This is a genomic window from Virgibacillus salexigens (assembly GCF_014905415.1).
GTDB classification, from domain to species: Bacteria; Bacillota; Bacilli; order Bacillales; family Amphibacillaceae; genus Virgibacillus; species Virgibacillus salexigens.
Map to the genome: position 1 here is coordinate 92,935 of NZ_BNEO01000003.1, position 19,576 is coordinate 112,510.

The 19,576-nt window shown below is 38.2% G+C and carries 17 protein-coding genes; 13 read left to right on the top strand and 4 right to left on the bottom strand.

The features are described 5' to 3' along the window. The first annotated feature begins 148 nt into the window (after window positions 1–148). Both JKP73_RS14515 and JKP73_RS14520 read left to right on the top strand, forming a co-directional pair. The gene (locus JKP73_RS14515) at window positions 149–1,774 is read left to right on the top strand and encodes an amidohydrolase (protein ID WP_188943466.1); all 1,626 of its coding nucleotides are present in this window, start codon (window positions 149–151) and stop codon (window positions 1,772–1,774) included. Between the two features lie 5 nt (window positions 1,775–1,779). Next, window positions 1,780–3,219, top strand: a complete 1,440-nt coding sequence (locus JKP73_RS14520) for a sodium:solute symporter family protein (RefSeq protein ID WP_200411498.1) — start codon at window positions 1,780–1,782, stop codon at window positions 3,217–3,219. A 30-nt stretch (window positions 3,220–3,249) separates the two neighbouring features. On the opposite strand, the gene JKP73_RS14525 is transcribed toward JKP73_RS14520, so the two are convergent. Then, on the bottom strand, window positions 3,250–3,795 hold the full coding sequence (locus tag JKP73_RS14525) for a GNAT family N-acetyltransferase (protein WP_038246352.1): 546 nt from the start codon (window positions 3,793–3,795) through the stop codon (window positions 3,250–3,252). A gap of 141 nt (window positions 3,796–3,936) precedes the next feature. On the opposite strand from JKP73_RS14525, the gene JKP73_RS14530 reads away from it, so the two are divergent. The 5 genes from JKP73_RS14530 to JKP73_RS14550 all read left to right on the top strand — a co-directional run bounded on the left by JKP73_RS14530 (window position 3,937) and on the right by JKP73_RS14550 (window position 9,267). Further along, complete coding sequence (locus JKP73_RS14530) at window positions 3,937–4,524, top strand: TetR/AcrR family transcriptional regulator (protein ID WP_200411499.1); 588 nt, start codon at window positions 3,937–3,939, stop codon at window positions 4,522–4,524. Window positions 4,525–4,551: 27 nt separating this feature from the next. Further along, on the top strand, window positions 4,552–5,889 hold the full coding sequence (locus JKP73_RS14535; protein ID WP_021292449.1) for a purine-cytosine permease family protein: 1,338 nt from the start codon (window positions 4,552–4,554) through the stop codon (window positions 5,887–5,889). Continuing rightward, window positions 5,886–6,977 (top strand): S-methyl thiohydantoin desulfurase family protein, encoded by a 1,092-nt coding sequence (locus tag JKP73_RS14540; protein WP_200411500.1) that lies wholly within the window; start codon window positions 5,886–5,888, stop codon window positions 6,975–6,977. Before JKP73_RS14535 ends, JKP73_RS14540 begins: the two co-directional genes overlap by 4 nt. Window positions 6,978–6,979: 2 nt before the next feature. Further along, window positions 6,980–8,545: a hydantoinase/oxoprolinase family protein gene (locus JKP73_RS14545; protein ID WP_200411501.1), complete on the top strand. Its 1,566-nt coding sequence runs from the start codon at window positions 6,980–6,982 to the stop codon at window positions 8,543–8,545. A gap of 158 nt (window positions 8,546–8,703) precedes the next feature. Then, on the top strand, window positions 8,704–9,267 hold the full coding sequence (locus tag JKP73_RS14550) for a GNAT family N-acetyltransferase (RefSeq protein ID WP_021292446.1): 564 nt from the start codon (window positions 8,704–8,706) through the stop codon (window positions 9,265–9,267). 441 nt (window positions 9,268–9,708) lie between these two features. Here the strand turns inward: JKP73_RS14550 and gbsB are convergent, their stop codons facing one another. Next, on the bottom strand, window positions 9,709–10,917 hold the full coding sequence (gbsB, locus tag JKP73_RS14555) for a choline dehydrogenase (RefSeq protein WP_200411502.1): 1,209 nt from the start codon (window positions 10,915–10,917) through the stop codon (window positions 9,709–9,711). Window positions 10,918–10,938: 21 nt separating this feature from the next. Continuing rightward, complete coding sequence (gene betB, locus JKP73_RS14560) at window positions 10,939–12,408, bottom strand: betaine-aldehyde dehydrogenase (protein ID WP_200411503.1); 1,470 nt, start codon at window positions 12,406–12,408, stop codon at window positions 10,939–10,941. Window positions 12,409–12,740: 332 nt separating this feature from the next. Here betB and cudC point away from each other — a divergent pair, with 332 nt between their 5' ends. From cudC to JKP73_RS14575, 3 genes are all read left to right on the top strand, one after another. Next, window positions 12,741–13,304 (top strand): choline uptake/conversion transcriptional regulator CudC, encoded by a 564-nt coding sequence (cudC, locus tag JKP73_RS14565; protein ID WP_021292443.1) that lies wholly within the window; start codon window positions 12,741–12,743, stop codon window positions 13,302–13,304. Between the two features lie 22 nt (window positions 13,305–13,326). After that, on the top strand, window positions 13,327–14,223 hold the full coding sequence (locus JKP73_RS14570) for a glycine betaine ABC transporter substrate-binding protein (protein WP_021292442.1): 897 nt from the start codon (window positions 13,327–13,329) through the stop codon (window positions 14,221–14,223). A 165-nt stretch (window positions 14,224–14,388) separates the two neighbouring features. Beyond that, entirely contained in the window at window positions 14,389–15,681 is a 1,293-nt protein-coding gene (locus tag JKP73_RS14575; RefSeq protein ID WP_021292441.1) for a M20 family metallo-hydrolase, read from the top strand. A gap of 48 nt (window positions 15,682–15,729) precedes the next feature. On the opposite strand, the gene JKP73_RS14580 is transcribed toward JKP73_RS14575, so the two are convergent. Then, entirely contained in the window at window positions 15,730–16,950 is a 1,221-nt protein-coding gene (locus JKP73_RS14580) for an EAL domain-containing protein (protein ID WP_188943471.1), read from the bottom strand. 255 nt (window positions 16,951–17,205) lie between these two features. Here JKP73_RS14580 and JKP73_RS14585 point away from each other — a divergent pair, with 255 nt between their 5' ends. Genes JKP73_RS14585 through JKP73_RS14595 form a run of 3 tightly spaced genes read left to right on the top strand, consistent with a single transcriptional unit; the run spans window position 17,206 to window position 19,575 of the window. Beyond that, window positions 17,206–17,955, top strand: coding sequence for an IclR family transcriptional regulator (locus JKP73_RS14585; protein WP_200411504.1), 750 nt, complete (start codon window positions 17,206–17,208; stop codon window positions 17,953–17,955). A 23-nt stretch (window positions 17,956–17,978) separates the two neighbouring features. Further along, window positions 17,979–18,932, top strand: coding sequence for a sugar kinase (locus JKP73_RS14590; RefSeq protein WP_160807470.1), 954 nt, complete (start codon window positions 17,979–17,981; stop codon window positions 18,930–18,932). 13 nt (window positions 18,933–18,945) lie between these two features. Then, window positions 18,946–19,575: a bifunctional 4-hydroxy-2-oxoglutarate aldolase/2-dehydro-3-deoxy-phosphogluconate aldolase gene (locus JKP73_RS14595; RefSeq protein ID WP_038246371.1), complete on the top strand. Its 630-nt coding sequence runs from the start codon at window positions 18,946–18,948 to the stop codon at window positions 19,573–19,575. Window position 19,576: the final 1 nt, after the last annotated feature.

Sequence of the window (19,576 nt, forward strand, 5' to 3'; positions counted from 1 at the left end):
GCTGCTAAATCTAAATGACTCTACGAGAAAGTAGAGCAATACTTAGGTTTAAACCAGTAATATGAACAGGTACTGATGGTTCTTTCTGCCTGCTTGTATTACTGGTTTCTTAGTTTTAACGACCGATATTCACAAGGAGGGTTATAACATGCAAGCAGATCTAATTATTATTAATGGAAACGTCATAACAATGGATGAAAAAAAACCAAGGGCAGAGGCAGTAGCCGTGAAAGATGGTTTGATTACCTATGTTGGTAAGACAAAAGATGCGTTAAGCTGGAAGAGTAAAGAAACGGAGATAAGAGACGTTTCAGGAAAAACCGTGATGCCGGGTTTTATCGAAAGTCATATGCATCCGACTCATTATGGATTAAATTTATTAGAGATAGATTGTAGACCAGAATCTGCACCGACAATTCATGCTATTTTACAAAAAATAAAGGAATTGGCTGCACGAATCCCTAAAGGTGAATGGATTCGTGGATGGGGGTGGGATGATAGCAAACTGAAGGAAGGGAGAATTCCAACTCGTTGGGAACTGGATCAAGCTGCTCCTAACCATCCTGTTGTGCTAAAACGAACATGTAACCATATGGTAGTCGTTAATTCATTGGCATTGGCTATAAGTGATATAACAAAGGAAACAAACCAACCTGTAGGTGGACATATAGAACGTGACGATGAAACTGCTGAACCTACCGGACTGCTGCAAGAAAAGGCGCAAGGAATGGTGGCTGCTCCTGAGTATGACTTGGAAGAAATGGAGAAGGGGATGAAGCTTGCTCAGCAAGATTTTGTAAAATGGGGGATTACTACCGTTCATGATATGGCTACACAAAACTTAGAATTAGCTCTTTATCAGCAAATGTTATCGAAGAAACAATTAAAGGTAAGAGTCCGCCCATGGATTTGGGCGATCGACCAAAATGGTTGGAAAGGTTTATTAGAGGAAGTAGTGGCGCTTGGTATACGGAGTGGTTTTGGAAATAACATGCTTCGGATACAGGGGGTGAAATACATGCTAGATGGTAGTGTTGGCGGGCGAACAGCAGCTGTTGCACAACCATATGAAAAGGATGAAAAATTAGGCATCCTCTATAATGACGTGGATGAAATAGCTCCCCTATTTAAACAATCATTAGAGGCAGGGTTACGAGTTGCGGTTCATGGAATAGGTGAACGTGCAATAGAGGTAGCTTTAAAGGCATTTGAAATAGCAGCTAAACATTTACCAATTCAAAGAATGCGTAATCGTATTGAACATTGCGCGCTTCCGACAGAGAACCAGTTAGAGCGTATGAAACAGCTTGAATTAATTGCTGCTTCCTCTATTGGTTTTCTTTATCATATTGGGGATAGTTATTTGACTAACTTAGGGAAAGAACGGATGAATCGAGTCTATCCACATCGTTCATTCAGGGACTATGGAATTATTGCTCCTGGGAACTCGGATCTTCCTGTAACTGGAGGGAATCCTTTTACTGGCATATATGCGGCTATTACTAGAAAATCAATAACTGGTCAGGTTTTGGATGAAATACAAAATATATCTTTAGATGAAGCATTAAGAGCTTATACGACAGATGCAGCATACAGTTCATGGGAGGAAGATCTGATTGGTGCGTTACAACCATCCGCACATGCAGATATGATTATACTTTCACATGACCCATATGAAATATCACCAGAACAATTATTAAATATTGAGGTAGAGCAGACATTTATCGGTGGACAAGCTGTTTTCAGTAAGGAATCAGAAACCGTGAAGGGATGATATATATGTTTACTGAACAGGAACGTTTCATGTTGTCAATTATTGTAGTTGTATACTTCTGTCTTTTATTTGTGTTTTCTTTATATATAAACCAGCGAAAAATCAAAACCTATGAAGATTATAATGTAGCAGGCAGATCTGTTTCGATGTTTCCAATCGTTTTAACCTTTGTTGGTACAGCGATTGGTGGTTCTATTTTGCTAGGGTTTATGGAAAATGGATATCGCCTTGGTATGGGGCAACATTGGCTAAATGCGGGTATTTTAATAACTGGGATTATTACGGCTTCTTTTTTAGTGAAGAAAATTCGGCAAATAGGGGAAAAACATCATATGGTGACGTTGGGCGATTTTACGGCACTACGATATGGAGAAGGGGCAAGGATTCCAACTGTAATTAGTGTTTTGCTTGCATACTGTGCGATTACAGGAATGCAATTTGTGGCAATAGCCACCATTCTAAATTTAACTCTTGGTTTAAGTATGACCGTTGGAATTATTATTAGTTGGCTATTATTAACTGCAAAGACTTATTTTGGGGGATTAAAGTCTGTCGTTTGGCAAGATGCTGTACACGGTACGATTCAGACGATAGGAATTATTGTGCTTTTTATCGTCATTCTTTGGGTTTCTGGAGACTGGGAGGGGATTGCCGCAAATGCGATAGAAATGGGGGAATCAGCAAGTTTGAGCGTGATGAACATATCTGTTAGTGAAGTACTTGTATATCTCTTTACAATAGGTGGTTATCAATTTGTAAGACAAGATTTATGGCAGCGATTTTGGGCAGCGAAAGATTACAAAACAGCAATGTATGGCTATTGGATTTCCATTATGCTTGCTTTTCTCATCGGTGTCATGGTTATTGTGATAGGGGTACTTACAAAATATGGGCTGCAAATGACTACCATTGCTCCTTCCCTAGTATATTATGAATCGATAGGCGCCGTTTTTCAATTCCCGCTTGTAGCAATTATGATTATTGCTCTCATGGCAACGATTATTTCATGTGCGGATTCCTTCTTCATGGCTGCTTCCTCTTCAATAATTAATGATATCATCAAACCCCGTATGAACCATGCATCTGAGCAAAAGATGCTTAAGTATAGTCGTTACTCAGTCATTTTTGTATCAATTATTGCATTATTCCTTGCGTTATACATGCCACAGCTCGTTGTTCTGTGGGTAATTGGTACAGCAATGCTCGTCTCTGGATTATTAGCTCCTGCCGTAATTGGATTGTTTTGGAAAGGTGCGACCCAAACGGCAGGTATTTCAGCAATGTGGATCGGATTGTGCCTTGCAGTTGTTTGGCAGCTAGCTGGTCATCCCTTTGGTATTCATCCGGTATTTATTGGTTTACCATTGTCTACCCTCACACTTATTTTTGTGTCGTGGCTAACAAAAGCCGACGCTGCATCGAATATTTGGACAGAAGCAAAATAAATGATGAGTAAAACCCCCGGTTGCCTTTGGTTAGCTAGGGGTTTTACTTATTTTGTATAAGATATGTTGTTTTAAAGGGTTACCAGCTTCTATATTCGGATGTTGGAATTCCTTTATTTTTTCCATACCGATGCGCTCCATTACTTTTTCAGACGGCTTGTTTATTTTTGCTGTAAAGGAGTAAATAGTTGATAGATGAAAGTCATCGAAGGCATGCTGTAAGCAAGCTGTTGCTCCCTCGACTGCATAGCCTTTTTTCCAATACGTTTTATCTAACCTCCAACCAATTTCAACCTCATGTTTGAATTCGACATTCATATTTATGGTAGCTAAGCCGATAAAACCGATAAATTGTTGATCTTCTAACCGGTCCACTGCATAAATTCCGTAACCTTTATCATCCATATGCTTTTCAAATCGCTTAATTAACCAATCTGACCTTTCTTTGGATAGTAGTGTTGGAAAATACCGCATGACTTCAGGATCTGCATTCATGGCTGCGAATGGCTCCCTGTCAGATGCTTGCCAACTTCGAAAACCTAGACGCTCCGTTTTGAATAAGTAAGAGGGGCCCATTATCATTCTCCTTTCCTTGAGCGATTTTTCTTAAGACTTCATTATAACAAAAATTTCACTAGATTGAATTATATAAAAATTTATTGACTTCTTTTCGATAGACTCTTATAATCTACCTAACGATTGTTAGGTGGTGATATAGTGGAGAAAAAATTAATAGACGCTGCTTTACGCCAGTATGCTTTACATGGGTACCATGGAGCTACAATGAGAAAAATTGCTTCCGAAGTGGGAATAAAGCCAGCTTCCATTTATTTCTTTTATGAAAATAAGGAAACACTGTTTATAGCAGCGTTCCATCAATTATTGGAAAATCATTTTAACGAAATGCAACGGATACGACATCGATATCAAGACAAGTCGGTAGAGCAAATTTTTTCTGCCATGCTCCATGGAATTGTTGCTCACCACAAAGGAGATGAACAAGGAACAACTGCGTATATCTCCCTTGTCACATCACCTATCCCAGAAATAAAAAAGGATTTACATGATCATATGCAGCGTTATAATGATTGGTTAGTTGAATCGTTAGAAAATGCATTAAAAAGTAGTTATCCATTGATGTCATCTAAGGAAGTAGATCGAGTAATAAAACAGTTTGTCCTTATTGGTAATGGGGTTTTTTGGGGAATTAAACTATATGAAGGAGAAGGTTTTGAGGAACAAGTTCGTCTTGCGGATCAGATGCTTCATACATTGTTTGCAGAGTTAAAGGAAACATACGCATAAGAATAAAATGTAAGCAGGGGGGATATCATGAGTGAACGTTTTGAATTAGTCGAAGATTATGAGCTAGAACCAGTACCCGAAAGTAAACGAAAGGGATGGGTGAAGCTATCGATTGTGTGGATGGGGGGAATAGTTGCCTTATCAGCAATTGTTTTAGGAGGAACGCTAGGGGCAGGGATGCCATTTGGCCAGGCAATCCTTGCATCATTTCTTGGATCGTTTATTTTAGCTGTTATAAGTGCGCTCTGCTGTGTCGTAGGTGCAAGAACAGGAATATCTACCCCCTTAGTATCTAAATTTGCATTGGGTAATTATGGATCCTATGCAGTTTCAGTGATTATTGCGATTTCCTTATTTGGGTGGTTCGGTGTACAACTTGACCTATTTGGTGCAAGCCTACATCATGTTCTTCAGAATGGATTAAATATAAGTATTTCCCCACTATTTCTTGTCCTTATTGGTGGGTTACTTATGACAACGACGGCATTCATTGGTTACAAGGCAATTGAGAAGCTAAGTTTACTAGCAGTACCTCTGTTAGGATTATTACTAACTTTTTCGTTAATCCGAGTCATGAGTGAAAAAACATTCTCAGGAATGTCATTGGCCCCTATTGAAGGAGAAGCCATAACTTTTGGTGCTGCAGTTTCATTAATTATTGGTTCGCTTGCGATAGGAGCAATCATTGGTCCAGATATCTCGAGATATGCTCGATCTACAAAGGATGCCATTATTTCGTCTTTTATCGGTTATTTTATGGGATTTAGTATTGTGCTGATTATTGCGATTACACTAGCCAAAGCGACGGCGCAAGTAGATATTGTAGAAATTATGCTCGGGCTTGGCTGGGGTACCGCTGCGTTACTTGTATTAATTTTAGCGCAATGGACAACGAATGATAATAATTTATATTCTTCGGCACTTGGGTTTGCGGTGATTTTTCCGAACATTCCTAAATCAATATTGACAATTGGAGCAGGAACGATTGGGACAGCAATGGCTGTATTTGGTATTTATGATAATTTCATCCCATTTTTAAATTTTTTAAGTGCCTTCATTCCACCTATTGGAGGGATATACGTTGCTGATTATATGATTCATCGAAATAAATACGATTATAAAAAACTAAATAAGACCAAAAATATCGAGATTGTAGGTATGGGTGTATGGTTCATCTCCTCTTTTTTTGCTTTTATGACTACCCCCGCACCGACTGGTTTTGGTCTTTTGTCTTTAACAGGAGCACCAGGTTTGGATGCCTTTTTAATTGCTTTTCTACTACAACTTATATTAGGAAGGCTTTTTAAGAATACGAAAGAGGATCCAAATACATTGTTGAAAGTTGAAGGAGGAACAATAGAATGAGATACATTGGTAAACAAGAAATAGAAGATATAGCTGTTGGAGCGGCCTTATTAGGAACAGGTGGTGGAGGAGATCCTTATATTGGAAAGTTAATGGCTCTACAGGCAATTGAGGAAAAAGGGCCAATTCAGTTATTGTCAGTGGAAGAAGTGCCTGATGGTGCATTAGTAGTTCCTTCTGCTATGATGGGGGCACCAACCGTCATGATTGAAAAGGTACCTAGTGGGAAAGAAGCAATCGGAGCTTTTGAGTCTTTGCAAGCTTATCTTGGAAAAAATGTCTTTGCAACAATGCCAATAGAAGCAGGGGGTGTGAATTCATTATTACCATTTGCTTTAGCTGCAGAGTTGGGGTTGCCAGTCATTGACGCAGATGGGATGGGTCGTGCTTTTCCAGAACTACAAATGGTAACATTCTTTTTAGAGGGAATATCTGCTACTCCGATGGTATTGGCAGATGAAAAAGGTAACAGCTCATTACTTCAAACGGTTAACAATGTTTGGGCGGAGAGAATAGCCCGCTCGGCAACGGTTGAGATGGGTGGTTCTGTTATGTTGTCGATATATCCGATGGAGGGAAAACAAGTAAAACAGAGCGCAATTCATCAAATATTGCAGTTGGAAGAGCGAATTGGAAGAACCATTCGAGAGGCAAAACAATTCGATTATGACCCCATTGCTGAAATATTATCAATTACGAACGGTTTTCAACTATTTCAAGGAAAGGTAATTGATATTGATCGTAAAACAGAATCTGGATTTGCACGTGGTATGGCAACTATAGAAGGAACAGATAATTATCAAGACCAGCAATTGTATTTAAAATTTCAAAATGAACATTTATTAGCTGAAACCAAAGATAACGTATTATGTATGACTCCTGACTTAATCGCTGTTCTTGATTCAGATACTGGGCTACCAATTACGACAGAAGGGTTACGATATGGATCTCGCTGCGTTGTTATCGGATTACCGTGTGATAGGAAATGGAGGACTGAAAAAGGGATAGAAACGACAGGCCCTAGATATTTTGGATATGATCTAGATTACACTCCAGTAGAAAAATTAATGTGTATGGAGGAGGAATGAAGATGAGAAGTTATCGTATTGGCATTGATGTAGGCGGGACACATACAGACGCAGTGATGTTAGATGAATTCTATCAAGTAATTGCTGAAACAAAAGCGCCTACTACAACAGATGTGAGTAAGGGAATCTATCATGCTCTAAAAGAGGTAGTTATGAATGCTAATGTACCTTTAGAACAAATAAACTATGCGATGTTAGGTACAACCCATTGTACAAACGCGATCGTTGAAAGGAAAAGGCTAAATCAAATCGCAGTTATTCGGATTGGCGCTCCAGCGACATTAGCAATTAAGCCATTAATGGGAGTTCCAGAAGACTTACAAGAAATATTAGGGAAGTATATGTACATTGTCGAGGGCGGCCATGAATTTGATGGTCGGGAAATCGCTCGTCTTGATGAAGAAGAAATCTATCGAATTGCAAACAACGTAAAAGGGAAAGTAGATTCAATCGCGATAACATCTGTTTTCTCTCCTGTGTCAAATGCACATGAACAGCGAACGGCAGAAATTTTACACGAAGTGCTTGGTGATGAGTTGGAACTATCGCTATCAAGTGAAATTGGTAATGTGGGCCTTTTAGAAAGAGAGAATGCAACGATTTTAAATGCTGCCGTAGTGAATGTTGCAAAGGAAACTGCAAATGGTTTTATTGATGCATTAAAACAAGAGAATATCAATGCTAAGGTTTTCTTTGGGCAAAATGATGGTACATTAATGTCTGTTGAATATACCGTTCGATACCCCATTCTTACCATTGCCTGTGGACCAACAAATAGCTTGCGAGGAGCGGCCTTTTTAACAAATAAATCAGATGCGGTAGTTATAGATGTAGGTGGTACTACGACAGATATAGGTGTGTTAAGTAATGCTTTTCCTCGCCAATCATCACTTGCTGTCGAAATTGGCGGTGTTCGGACAAACTTCCGTATGCCAGATATATTGTCTGTCGGTCTTGGTGGAGGAACCATTATTCAAGTTTTTGAGGATGGCTCCTTTCAAATCGGACCAGACAGTGTAGGATATAAACTTTCGGAAAAAGCACTAATTTTTGGAGGGGATACACTTACAGCTACCGATGTCATCGTCGCTTTGGGGAGAGCCAATATAGGGGATGCATGTAAAGTCAATCATTTGAGCAAAGATCTACTGCAAGCTATTTATGAGAAGATGGTTTCCATGGTAGAAGAAGCGCTTGATAAAATGAAAACAAGCGCAGACCCAATACCAGTAGTTCTTGTAGGTGGAGGAAGTATTTTGTTACCTGAAGTGCTTAAAGGGGCCTCTGAAGTCATTAAACCAGTGAATTTTGGAGTTGCTAATGCGATAGGTTCAGCTATTTCACAAGTCAGTGGACAGATTGAAAAAATATTTATGTTAGATGAGTTAGGTAGGGAAAAAACAATGGAACGTGCAAAACAGATGGCATTTGAAGAAGCAAAGATAGCTGGAGGAGATCCAGAAGACCTAGTGATTGTAGACATAGAAGATGTGCCACTTGCCTATCTACCAGGAAACGCAACTCGAATACGTGCCAAAGCAGCCGGTTCATTGAAGAAGATGAGCTAATCAAACAAGCGAGAGTTACAAGACATTGGTAATTCTCGCTATTTTTGTAATAAATCAAGCATAGAGACAAATATCTTAGTTAATGAAATGTTGTTTTACCTGAGGGGATAAGTCAATAAAAGAAGATGTTTTAAGCATCCTAAGAGAGGAGGTATCAGGTGAATTATCAAGAATTTGAAATGAAACAGCCCATCCTCCATACCCCACGCTTAAAACTTCGTAAAATAACCTTAGCAGACCTTCCAGCTATGTTTGCTTACACTTCCTTGGATGAGGTGACAAAGTATTTACCATTTGATACGCACAAACGTGTAGAAGATACAAAGCTATTTATTGATTATGTTCTAGATCAATACACAAATTGCAGGTTAGCACCTTGGGCAATTGAACTACAATCAACAAATACGTTTTTAGGTACGATCGAATATGTATTTTGGGAACAAGAGAATAACACAGCGGAAATAGCATTCGTTCTATCCAATCATTATTGGGGAAGAGGCATCATAACCGAGGCTGCAAGAGAAGTTATTCGATTTGGATTTGAGGAGATGGACTTAGAACGGGTTCAAGCTAGATGTTTTAATGCGAATATTGCCTCCCAAAGAGTCTTAACAAAAAATGGGTTCCAATTCGAAGGTACGCTGCGGAAGCGCTTATTTAGTAAAGGAAAACAACAGGATATTCGGGTGTATTCCTTATTAAGGCAAGAATACAGTATGTAAAATAAGAAAATCTTACGTACTCCTAGTTTTCTCCATTAGCCCATAAAAGTTCGAGAACATGCGGTGATAATAGCTGCCTGTCAGAGATGAAGTAGATTGCCTTCCATCTAGCCAGGGTGAACAAGGTGAAGAAGATACTTTTTCTGTCTTAAGGAACTGCAAAAGGGCGAATGCCCTTCTCCTAAAAAGCTATTCTATGAAAACAATTGTTGGAATAGGGGTAACTGTTTTCATTTCTTCGTAATATTCATACCAACACGTTTGCCGATAAGAGAAAGTGTTACGATCTGATATTTTGCTTGGACTGTTCAAGTTTGATCGGAATGATGCTTGATTTATCTCTTAGCATATCTTGTACTCCCTTGGTATTACCAAATAGCTGTAAAAGAGAGAAAAGCAACCAGTTAGTAGATTAACCATTCTGGTTGCTTTTTTTATCCATTATACAGTTTTAGGTGTTAATCCAAAGCAGCGTTTATAAATCCATTTGTAATCTTTTTCAGTTAAATCACGCGGATTCCCAACTGTTTGTGGATCTTTCATTGCTTCTTTAGATAAGCGGTCAATCATATCAGGAGCTACTCCCTGTTCTTCAAGAGAAGGGATATCTAAATCTTCAGCTAAGCGATACATTTCATTAACAGCTGCTTTAGCAGCCTCTTCGGTTGTCATATGGAATGTATCCACTCCAAGCGCTTGAGCAATACGAGCGAATTTATCTGGGTGCCCTTTCCAGTTATATTCCATTACTGGTCCCATCATTGTTGCAACACATTGTCCATGTGCAACTGGAATAATGCCACCTAACGTTTGTGACATTGCATGTGCTGCTCCAGCAGATTCACTTCCATAGGAAAGTCCAGCCAGCATTGCAGCTTGTGCCATACCATAGCGTGCTTCTAAATCTCCACCATCTGCATATGCACGGCGGATATATTTACCTACGTATTCCACGGCCATTAATGCAACCGCATCTGTTACTGGTTGAGCAAAATGCATAGTATAGCATTCGATTGCATGAGCCAATGCATCAATTCCTGTCATTGCTGTTACATGTGGAGGCATGGATACATGTAATTCTGGGTCAAGGATAGTGAGATGTGCAGCGATTAATGGCCCGCCTGTATTGAATTTAAACTCGCGTTCTTCATCGGTAATTACTGCCCATTGAGTAACTTCTGATCCTGTTCCAGCAGTTGTTGGAATGGTGGTCAAAGGTGGGATACGATTTTCTAATGGTTTTTTCCCTTCCGCCGCTTCGTAATCTAGCACACTACCTTCATGAGTTGCTTCTACACCAATACCTTTCGCAGTATCCATAGAGCTTCCTCCGCCAACAGCGACTAAGCCATTACATCCTTCATCTTTAAATACTTTTGATCCTTCAGCTATTAGGCGTACAGGTGGGTTTGGTTCTACTTTATTAAAAACGACAACTTCAATTCCAGCTTCCTTTAGATGCTTCTCTACTGGTTGAGTTACTCCTGCTTTATAGATTCCAGGGTCTGTTACTAGAAGTGCTTTGGTTACACCAAGATTTTTTACTTCTTCACCAATATGTTTGATTGCCCCGATCCCATGCTTAATTACTGTAGGAATTTCAAATGTATGGAAATTATGCATATGTTCGATTTTCATATTTAAACTCATTATTATATTCCTCCTTAAAGATTAGAACCAATTCATTGCTTCAGGTTTTAAATTTTGAAAAATATGTTTCGTTTCTTGATATTCTTCTAATCCAGCTTTTCCAAGTTCACGTCCGATTCCAGATTGTTTAAATCCGCCCCAAGGTGCATGTGGGAAATAAAGGTTGAATTCGTTAATCCAAACTGTCCCCATCCGCATTTTAGCAACACATCGTTCTGCTTTGGCAATATCATTCGTCCAAACTCCTCCAGAAAGACCATAAATAGAATCATTTGCTAGAGTAATAGCTTCTGCTTCGGTTTGGAAAGTTTCTACTGTAATAACAGGCCCAAATCCTTCTTCCTGAACCACATGCATCTCCGTTGTACAATTTGTAAGTACAGTTGGAAGATAGAAAAAACCTTGTTGCAGTGCTTGGTTATTCGGACGTTTTCCACCTACTGCCACAGTAGCACCTTCTTGCTTTCCCGTTTCCACATAATGAATTACTTTATTTAAATGTTCTTCAGAAATTAATGGACCCATTTGCGTATTCTTATCAAAACCGCTACCTAATTTAATGTTTTCGACCCGTTGAACTAGCTTCTCAATAAACTTGTCATGAATGGTTTCTTCAACAATTAGTCTTGTTCCCGCAGAACAAATTTGCCCGGCGTGAAAGTACACCGCATTTAATGCTTGATCAACTGCAGTATCAAAGTCAGCATCTGCAAAGATAATATTTGGATTCTTTCCACCCAGTTCCAGTGCTATGTTTTTTACATTCGCACTTGCTGCTTGCATAATCTTTTTCCCAGTAGCAATGCCACCAGTAAATGATATAAGGTCTACTTCCTCATTAGCAGATAACTCCGCACCTACGGATTCGCCTGGTCCAAGAATTAAATTAATGACCCCAGATGGAACTCCAGCTTCTTCCATTAATTCGAATACTTTCACTGTAGTTAATGGTGTGATTTCACTTGGTTTCATAATAAGTGTATTTCCTGCGACTAATGCTGGTGCTAGTTTCCAAGATGCTTGTAATAGCGGATAATTCCATGGCGTGATTTGCCCACAAACGCCAACGGGCTCATGTACCACTTTACTTATCGTATTTGGTATAGGAGAGTCAATGATTTCTCCTCCGTTTTTATCTGCAAGTTGAGCATAATAACGAAAGACTCCAGCAATATCTTCCATATCGCCGCGGCTCTCCTCAACGGTTTTTCCAGTGTCGAGGGATTCCAGCTTAGCTAATTCTTCTTTGTCTCTTTCAATTAATTCTGCAATGATATGAACAATATGTCCCCGTTCTGTTGCAGGGGTTGCAGCCCATTTCCCAGAATCAAACGCTTCCCTCGCTGCATTAATCGCTGCCTTTGTGTCAGTTTCATCACTTTCCGTAACGGTAGCAATGATTTCTTGATTAAAAGGGTTAATGATGTCTCTCGTGGCATTTGAATGGGAAGCTACCCATTCACCATTAATATAATTTTTTTTGAAGTCCAAAGGGAAAAAACCTCCTTCATCCGTTAATTTTGTTAAATAATTATTTAACGTTTTGAACAAATTAAATGTAACATGGGGAGCAATAGATGTCAAAATGAAACCTTAGTTGTTCATTTAAGGGAATAGTAAGGTTCGTATAGTATAGGATCTACTTTATGTTTTTCATATTTGTTAGATTTTTTTATTTGAATAAGTAAGCCCCGCTTTTGTAGTGCATACGGCGTCGGATTTGTAATATAAATAGTTGACATATATTGAGGATACGTTAACATTAAGTTTGTAAAAAAAATATTTAATATATTAAATTTATTAAAAGTAGGAGGTGAAGATGAATGGCAGCTTCAAATGATGACATGGCTAGGGAGAAGCTGGAAGAGGCCAAGGGATATGTCATTGAAACCATTGCTGAAACAATGGATGTCTATGGTGTAACACCAGCAGCAGGAAAGTTATATGCAACCATGTATTTCAAAGACCAAATGAATCTCGATGAAATGCGGGAGGAACTTGGAATGAGCAAGCCAAGTATGAGTACTAGTGTACGCAAACTTCAAGAAAACGAGATGGTGAAGAAAAAGTTCCAACGCGGTTCTAGAAAGCACACATATGCAGCTGAAAAAGATTTCTTTCATTCCTTTATGTCCTATTTCTGTCAAATGTGGGACCGTGAAGCAAAAATGAATATGGAAGCTATAAAGCAAGCTGAATTTGAACTTGATCAGATATTTGAAGATGAAAATGTGTCGTCAGAGTTAGTTGATGAAGCACGAAAGATCTATGAGCTGCTTGATCAATCAAAAGTGTATTACCGATGGCTTGAACGTTTAGTTGCGAGTATTCGATCTGAGGAAATATATGAGTTTCTGCCGAAAGATCCAGAAGATAAAAATACGTAATGGGGAGAGGATTAGACTATTTATGCGTTTCATTAAAAGTAAACTTCTAGTTATAGGATTAGCAATCGTTGTAGTATTAGCAGCATGTGGAGATAGTACAAATTCAAATTCTGAGAACTCAAACGAAGATACCTCTGAAGATAAAGGTACCATTGAAATGGCTCAAATAAATTGGGCTGAGAATATCGCCGTATCTAATATGTGGAAGGTCATCTTAGAAGATCAAGGATATAAAGTGAATTTGAACTTGCTTGATATGGGTACCATTATGAAAGCTTTGGCGGAAGATGAATTGGATATCAATTTAGAAGTATGGTTACCAGTTCAAGATCAGGCATATTTGCAGCAGTATAAAGATGAGGTATTCTTTTCGGAAGAAACTTGGTATGACAACGCTAAAGTTGGTCTTGTCGTTCCAACATACTTAGAAGATATTAATAGTATTGAGGATCTGAATAAAAATAAAGAAATGTTTGAAGGGGAAATAACAGGTTTTGATCCTGGTGCTGGAACCATGGAAGTTACGGAGGAACTAATTAAAGACTATAATTTGGATTATGAATTGGTTCCTAGCTCTGAACCTGCTATGATTACGGAAATTGATCAGGCAATTAAAAACGAAGAGCCAATTGTTGCACCATTATGGAGTCCGCATCGTGTTTTCTCACAGTATGATCTGAAATATCTAGACGATCCTAAAGAGGTATATGGTGGCGTCGAAAAAATTCATCATGCGACCCGTCAAGGCTTTGCTGATGATTTTCCAGAAGTGAGTCAATGGATGAAAAACTGGAAAATGGATGATGATGCAGTTGGAGAATTAATGACCTATGTCAAAGATGCAGAAGAGCCAATTGATGGTGCAAGAAAATGGGTAGAAGAAAATCAGGACTTGGTAAATGAATGGTTGAATAAATAGATATACAAGGATAGTTAGCTGTCGAGGGATTGGCAGCTTTTCTTGTATAAAACTGAGGTGCACGTTGACCATCGTATTTCGTCCGTTTGACTTATTGACTTTTTGAACAAATTACAATTATTCTATTATTTATAAAATGATGGCTATAGTAGAGGAGCGTTTACGATGGAAAGGGAGAATTTTATTCAAGATCGTTTATTGAAAGAATTCGATGTTCAATTAAATCATAGTGGTATATCTGGTGAACGTATAGCTCAACGTATTAATGAATTGGCTACTATTGGGCGTACAGAAGATGATGGATCCAATCGGGTGGGTTACTCGGAAGAAGAGGTTCAAGCACAAAATCGAGTAGCTGGATGGATGCGTGATGCTGGACTTCAAGTAAGAAGAGATGGGGCCGGTAATTTAATTGGTAGATGGGAAGGAAAAGATCCTACATTACCAGCAATAATGAGTGGCTCGCACGTTGACAGTGTTCCAAATGGTGGACACTTTGATGGCACCCTTGGAGTTCTTGCTGCATTAGAAGTAGCTGAGGCATGGAAGCATACAAATTATCAGCCTATTCGATCTTATGAAGTGGTTGTATTTGCTGATGAAGAGGGTTCGCGTTTTAATGGTGGATTGAATGGTAGTGAAGGAATGATTGGTAATCAAAATCTGGAAGAAAAAAAGAAGCTAACGGATAAGGAAGGATATTGTTTCGAAGAAGTTCTTAACCAGAATCATTTAAGTATCTCAAGTTATCAATCTGCCAAACGAGATATGAATGAAGTTGAAATGTTTGTTGAAGTACATATAGAGCAGGGCAAGCGTTTAGAAAAGCAAGGGATCCCTTGTGGTATTGTGACTGGAATTGCAGGTCCATGTTGGTTAGAAGTTACCTTTATTGGAGATGCTGGTCATGCAGGAAACACCCCTATGGATGATCGCAAAGATGCTTTGGTTGCAGCTAGTAAGTTTATCTATGAAGTCAATCAATTGCCACGTCAAATAAATGACTCTGCAGTCGCTACTGTAGGTAAACAGTTCGTTGAGCCTAATGGCGTTAATGTTATACCAGGAAAAGTGACGTTGTATGTCGATATAAGGGATATTTATCAAGATACAAGAGATGCATTAGTAAATCAGGTATTGGATTTGGCGGAAGAAATTTCAAAATCTTTTCATATTACTTATCATTATCTAGAAAAAACCAGATTTAAACCAATTCCAATTCAAGAAGAAAAGCAACAGCTATTGGCAGAATGTATGGAAGAAGTAGGTGTTAAGCCTTATCGACTACCAAGTGGAGCAGGCCATGATGCGATGATCATAGGAAGACATGTGCCAATTGCGATGATTTTTGTGCAAAGTAAGGACGGAATTAGCCATAATCCCTTAGAATGGTCGAAGTTAAATGACTGTGTACAATCCGTACATGTTTTAAAGAGATTTATCGAAAAGGTACAGTAAGAATGATAAATAATGAAAGAGGTCTTTCAGATAGGAAAGACCTCTTTCTCATAATAATCCATCTTGTTCAAAAAGAAAATTATATGGGATATCGATGAAAATATATAGATGGTCAGAAATAGGGTGAGAATAGGTTCTGATTCGTTCATCTTTTTCAATATCTGTATATAAATCGGACAAGATTCCCTTTTTTTCCATATTCATACGAACGATATTTTCAAAGAAATATGGTCGCCAACTCCAGTTTTTTTGTCTGCCTTCTGCATATAAATACCAACTGCCATCTTCATCCTTCTCTGCATTAGAAGATAATTGAAACCCTGCTTCATTACAAATATAAACTCGAAATGTAAAATCATTACAATCGGATGCAATGGTAAGAATGGTTTCGTCATATGGATCATCTGGATTTATTTTCTTTAAAGTTGTTTTTAGTTGTTCATTAATTGTTTCAGTTAAATCAAGTTGGGCTTTCATTTTCTTTCGCTCAAATGTAATAAAATGATGGAAGTCTTTTTTTACCTTATCCTTACAGTTGTCAGCTGCGATAAAACCAGGCTGCGTTTTTACTAAATAGTTTCCTTGATAATAACGACCACCATTTCTCCAAGCATAATTTAATTGTTGAAATGTAGCTATCCCTTTAAACAATAACGTTGCCCCAATCTTACGTGAAAGCATGGACAATAAATGGTGCACATCTTGATATAGTTGAGGCAAGTCATCATCTTGGAGAAAAGCAACATCAACTTTAATAATATTTGGTTTGATAATGGTTAGTTTATCCAAATTGCCATTTTGTTGACCAACATTATCAATTGCAATTTGTATCCCATATGTTTGAATATACGCAAACAGATGTTTTAGCTCATCAATGTGGCTTGTTACAAAAGATTCGGCAAACTGCAGTACAATGTTATTTAGAAGAAGGCCCTGCTCCACATAACCATCCAGCAGTGCTATCATACTGTCTCCATTATCTTTTAAAAGTAATTTGGCATCATAATGAATAAATAAATATTGAGATTGATTTGTAGTTATATATTTATCTAGTACTTTATGAAGTACAGCATTACTAAGCTCTAAACGGAATTCGCTAGGAATGGATTCATCCTGAGCAAACCAACACAGGTTATGTAATTCTTTATCTTCTGTTTGAAAGTACGGTTTTACTTCATAGCCTATAATTAATTGATTTTCTGCACTTATAATCGGATCGAAGTATGGAACGATCTGATCAAGCTTCATCATGATATCTAGTGGGTCCATACAAGTCAACTCCATTATTATCCTTTATACGTACATTATAGCATGTATGGTGTTAACTTCTCATTAGATGAACTAATATTGGTTCCCTAAAAAGAGAGGTGTACTTACCTCTCAACCCAATTTAGGAGTTTTATTGAAAATAGGCTAAATGAATTGTATATATGTATTTGACTAAAACGCTTTCTTATGGTAAATTACTTTCAAATGAAATCATATATATGAATTAAAATCACATATATAAATTGAGGAGATGCTATGTCAGTAAAATCTGCGAAACGAGTACTTGAGATTTTTGAAGTATTGTCTCATTATCAGCAAGGCTTAACGATTAAAGAAATTAGTGTGAAGTTAGAAATGCCACAAAGTAGTACTTTTAACTTGTTAAGGACATTAAAAGAAGAAGGTTATGTACGACAAGACCTTCAAAAAAAATACCGATTAGGAGAAAAATTGATTCCTATTGGCACAAGTGCAATGGAATCTTTAGATATTTATTCCATCGGTTTGCCTTATCTTCAGCGGTTAATGGAATCGGTTCAAGAAACCATCTTTATGGCTGTATTATCTGAGGATGAGTTAGTGTACATTGCAAAAATAGATACAAATCGATCTATCCGTACTACGGCACAGCCTGGATATAGGAAACCGTTGTATTGTACAGGTCTAGGAAAAACTTTCTTGGCTTTTATGGCAGAGGATAATAAGAATCAGTTGTTAAATCAAATGGAATTAAAGCCGATTACTGCTCGAACGGTTATAGAACGCAACGAGCTGGAGAAACAACTAAAATTATTTCAAAAATTAGGTTACAGTATTGATGATGAAGAAAATGAGGAAGGCCTATATTGTTTAGCTGCCCCAATTTACGGTAGTAATCAGGGAATTACGGCTGCTATTAGTGTAGCTGGACCTAAGCAACGCATGCAAGTACGGACAGAAATGATTATAGAGGAATTGAAAAAAACTGCTCGGCATATATCAAAAGGAATTGGTTATTCGGGATAGTGAACAGGAAGGAGGTTTCAAATTTGGATGTTGTTGCAATTGGTGAAACGATGGTATCCCTTACACCTGAAAAGGCGGGATTGATGAGGCATGCAGATTCTTTTATTCCAAAAGTTGCTGGTGCTGAAACAAATACATTGATTGGACTTAGTAGATTAGGTCACTCTACTGGTTGGATAAGTAGATTAGGAGAAGATGAGTTGGGGGCAATGGTTCTTAAAGAGGTGAAGGGAGAAGGTGTAGATACTTCATATGTAGAGTTGGACGCTTCAATTAGTACAGGAATGTTCTTTAAAGAAATAGTAAACGATTCCGATGTACGTGTTTATTATTATCGGAAGGACTCAGCGGCAACTAAGATGAATCCAGAAATTCTTAATAGAGAGTATATTACCAAGGCGAAGTATCTATTTATCTCAGGAATTACACCTGCTATAAGCAGCACTTGTTGTGACACAATTTTTCAGGCAATTAACATTGCTAAAGATAATGGAGTATGCGTAGTTTTTGATCCAAATATTCGTCGAAAGCTTTGGAGCGAGAAAGAAGCAAAAGAAACATTACTACGATTGATTAAACGTTCTGATATCATCCTCCCAGGCAAGAGTGAAGGAGCATTTTTATTTGGAACGGAAGACAGTGAACAAATTAGTAATGGCTGTATGCAATTAGGGGCAAAGTTAACTGTGGTCAAATTAGGGGAAGAAGGCGCCTATTTTCAGTCATTAGAGGAAAAAGGGTATGTTCCAGGGTTCCCTATATCAAGAGTTGTAGATCCGGTCGGTGCTGGAGATGGATTTACCGCAGGCTTATTATCAGGCTTATTAGATGGATTGTCGTCTAGAGATGCAGTAGAAAGAGCGTGTATAACAGGTGCAATTGCTACAACAGTTACAGGAGATTATGAAGGACTTCCAGACAGAAAATTGTTAAAGGAAATACAGCGTAATGATAAGCGAGAAGATGTCAATCGATAATAGGAGTGAAAACATGAATACATTTCAATGGATTAAGAAGGAGAAATTGATAGCGATTATTCGTGGCTATAATACAGCTGACGCTTTAGCTATTGCCAAAGCTCTTTATGAAGGTGGAATTACAACACTTGAAGTAACGCTAAATAGTGAATCTCCTCTCCAAACAATTGAAAAAATAAGAAATGAATTGGGCAATGAAGTTAAGGTTGGGGCTGGGACGGTTCTAGACTCTGAGTCCGCAAGATTGGCTTTATCAGCCGGAGCGCAATTCATATTATCTCCGTCCTTAGATATTGATTCGATCAAATTAACAAAACGATATGGTGCAGTTAGTATCCCTGGAGCATTTACCCCTACAGAAATTGTTACAGCATTTCAAGAAGGAGCAGATATTATTAAAGTGTTTCCTGCGTCTTCATTGGGACCTAATTATATAAAGGATCTACAGGGCCCATTACCTCAATTAAAGCTTTTACCTACTGGAGGAATAACGCTTGAAAATGTCGCATCGTTTATTCAGAAAGGGGCTATAGGAGTAGGACTAGGAAGTGCATTAATTCCTAATACGTGTGAAGTGACAGCAGACTATTTATCTACTGTTACAAAAAAGGCAAGCGCTTTTACAGGTGAGATAACAAAATAAA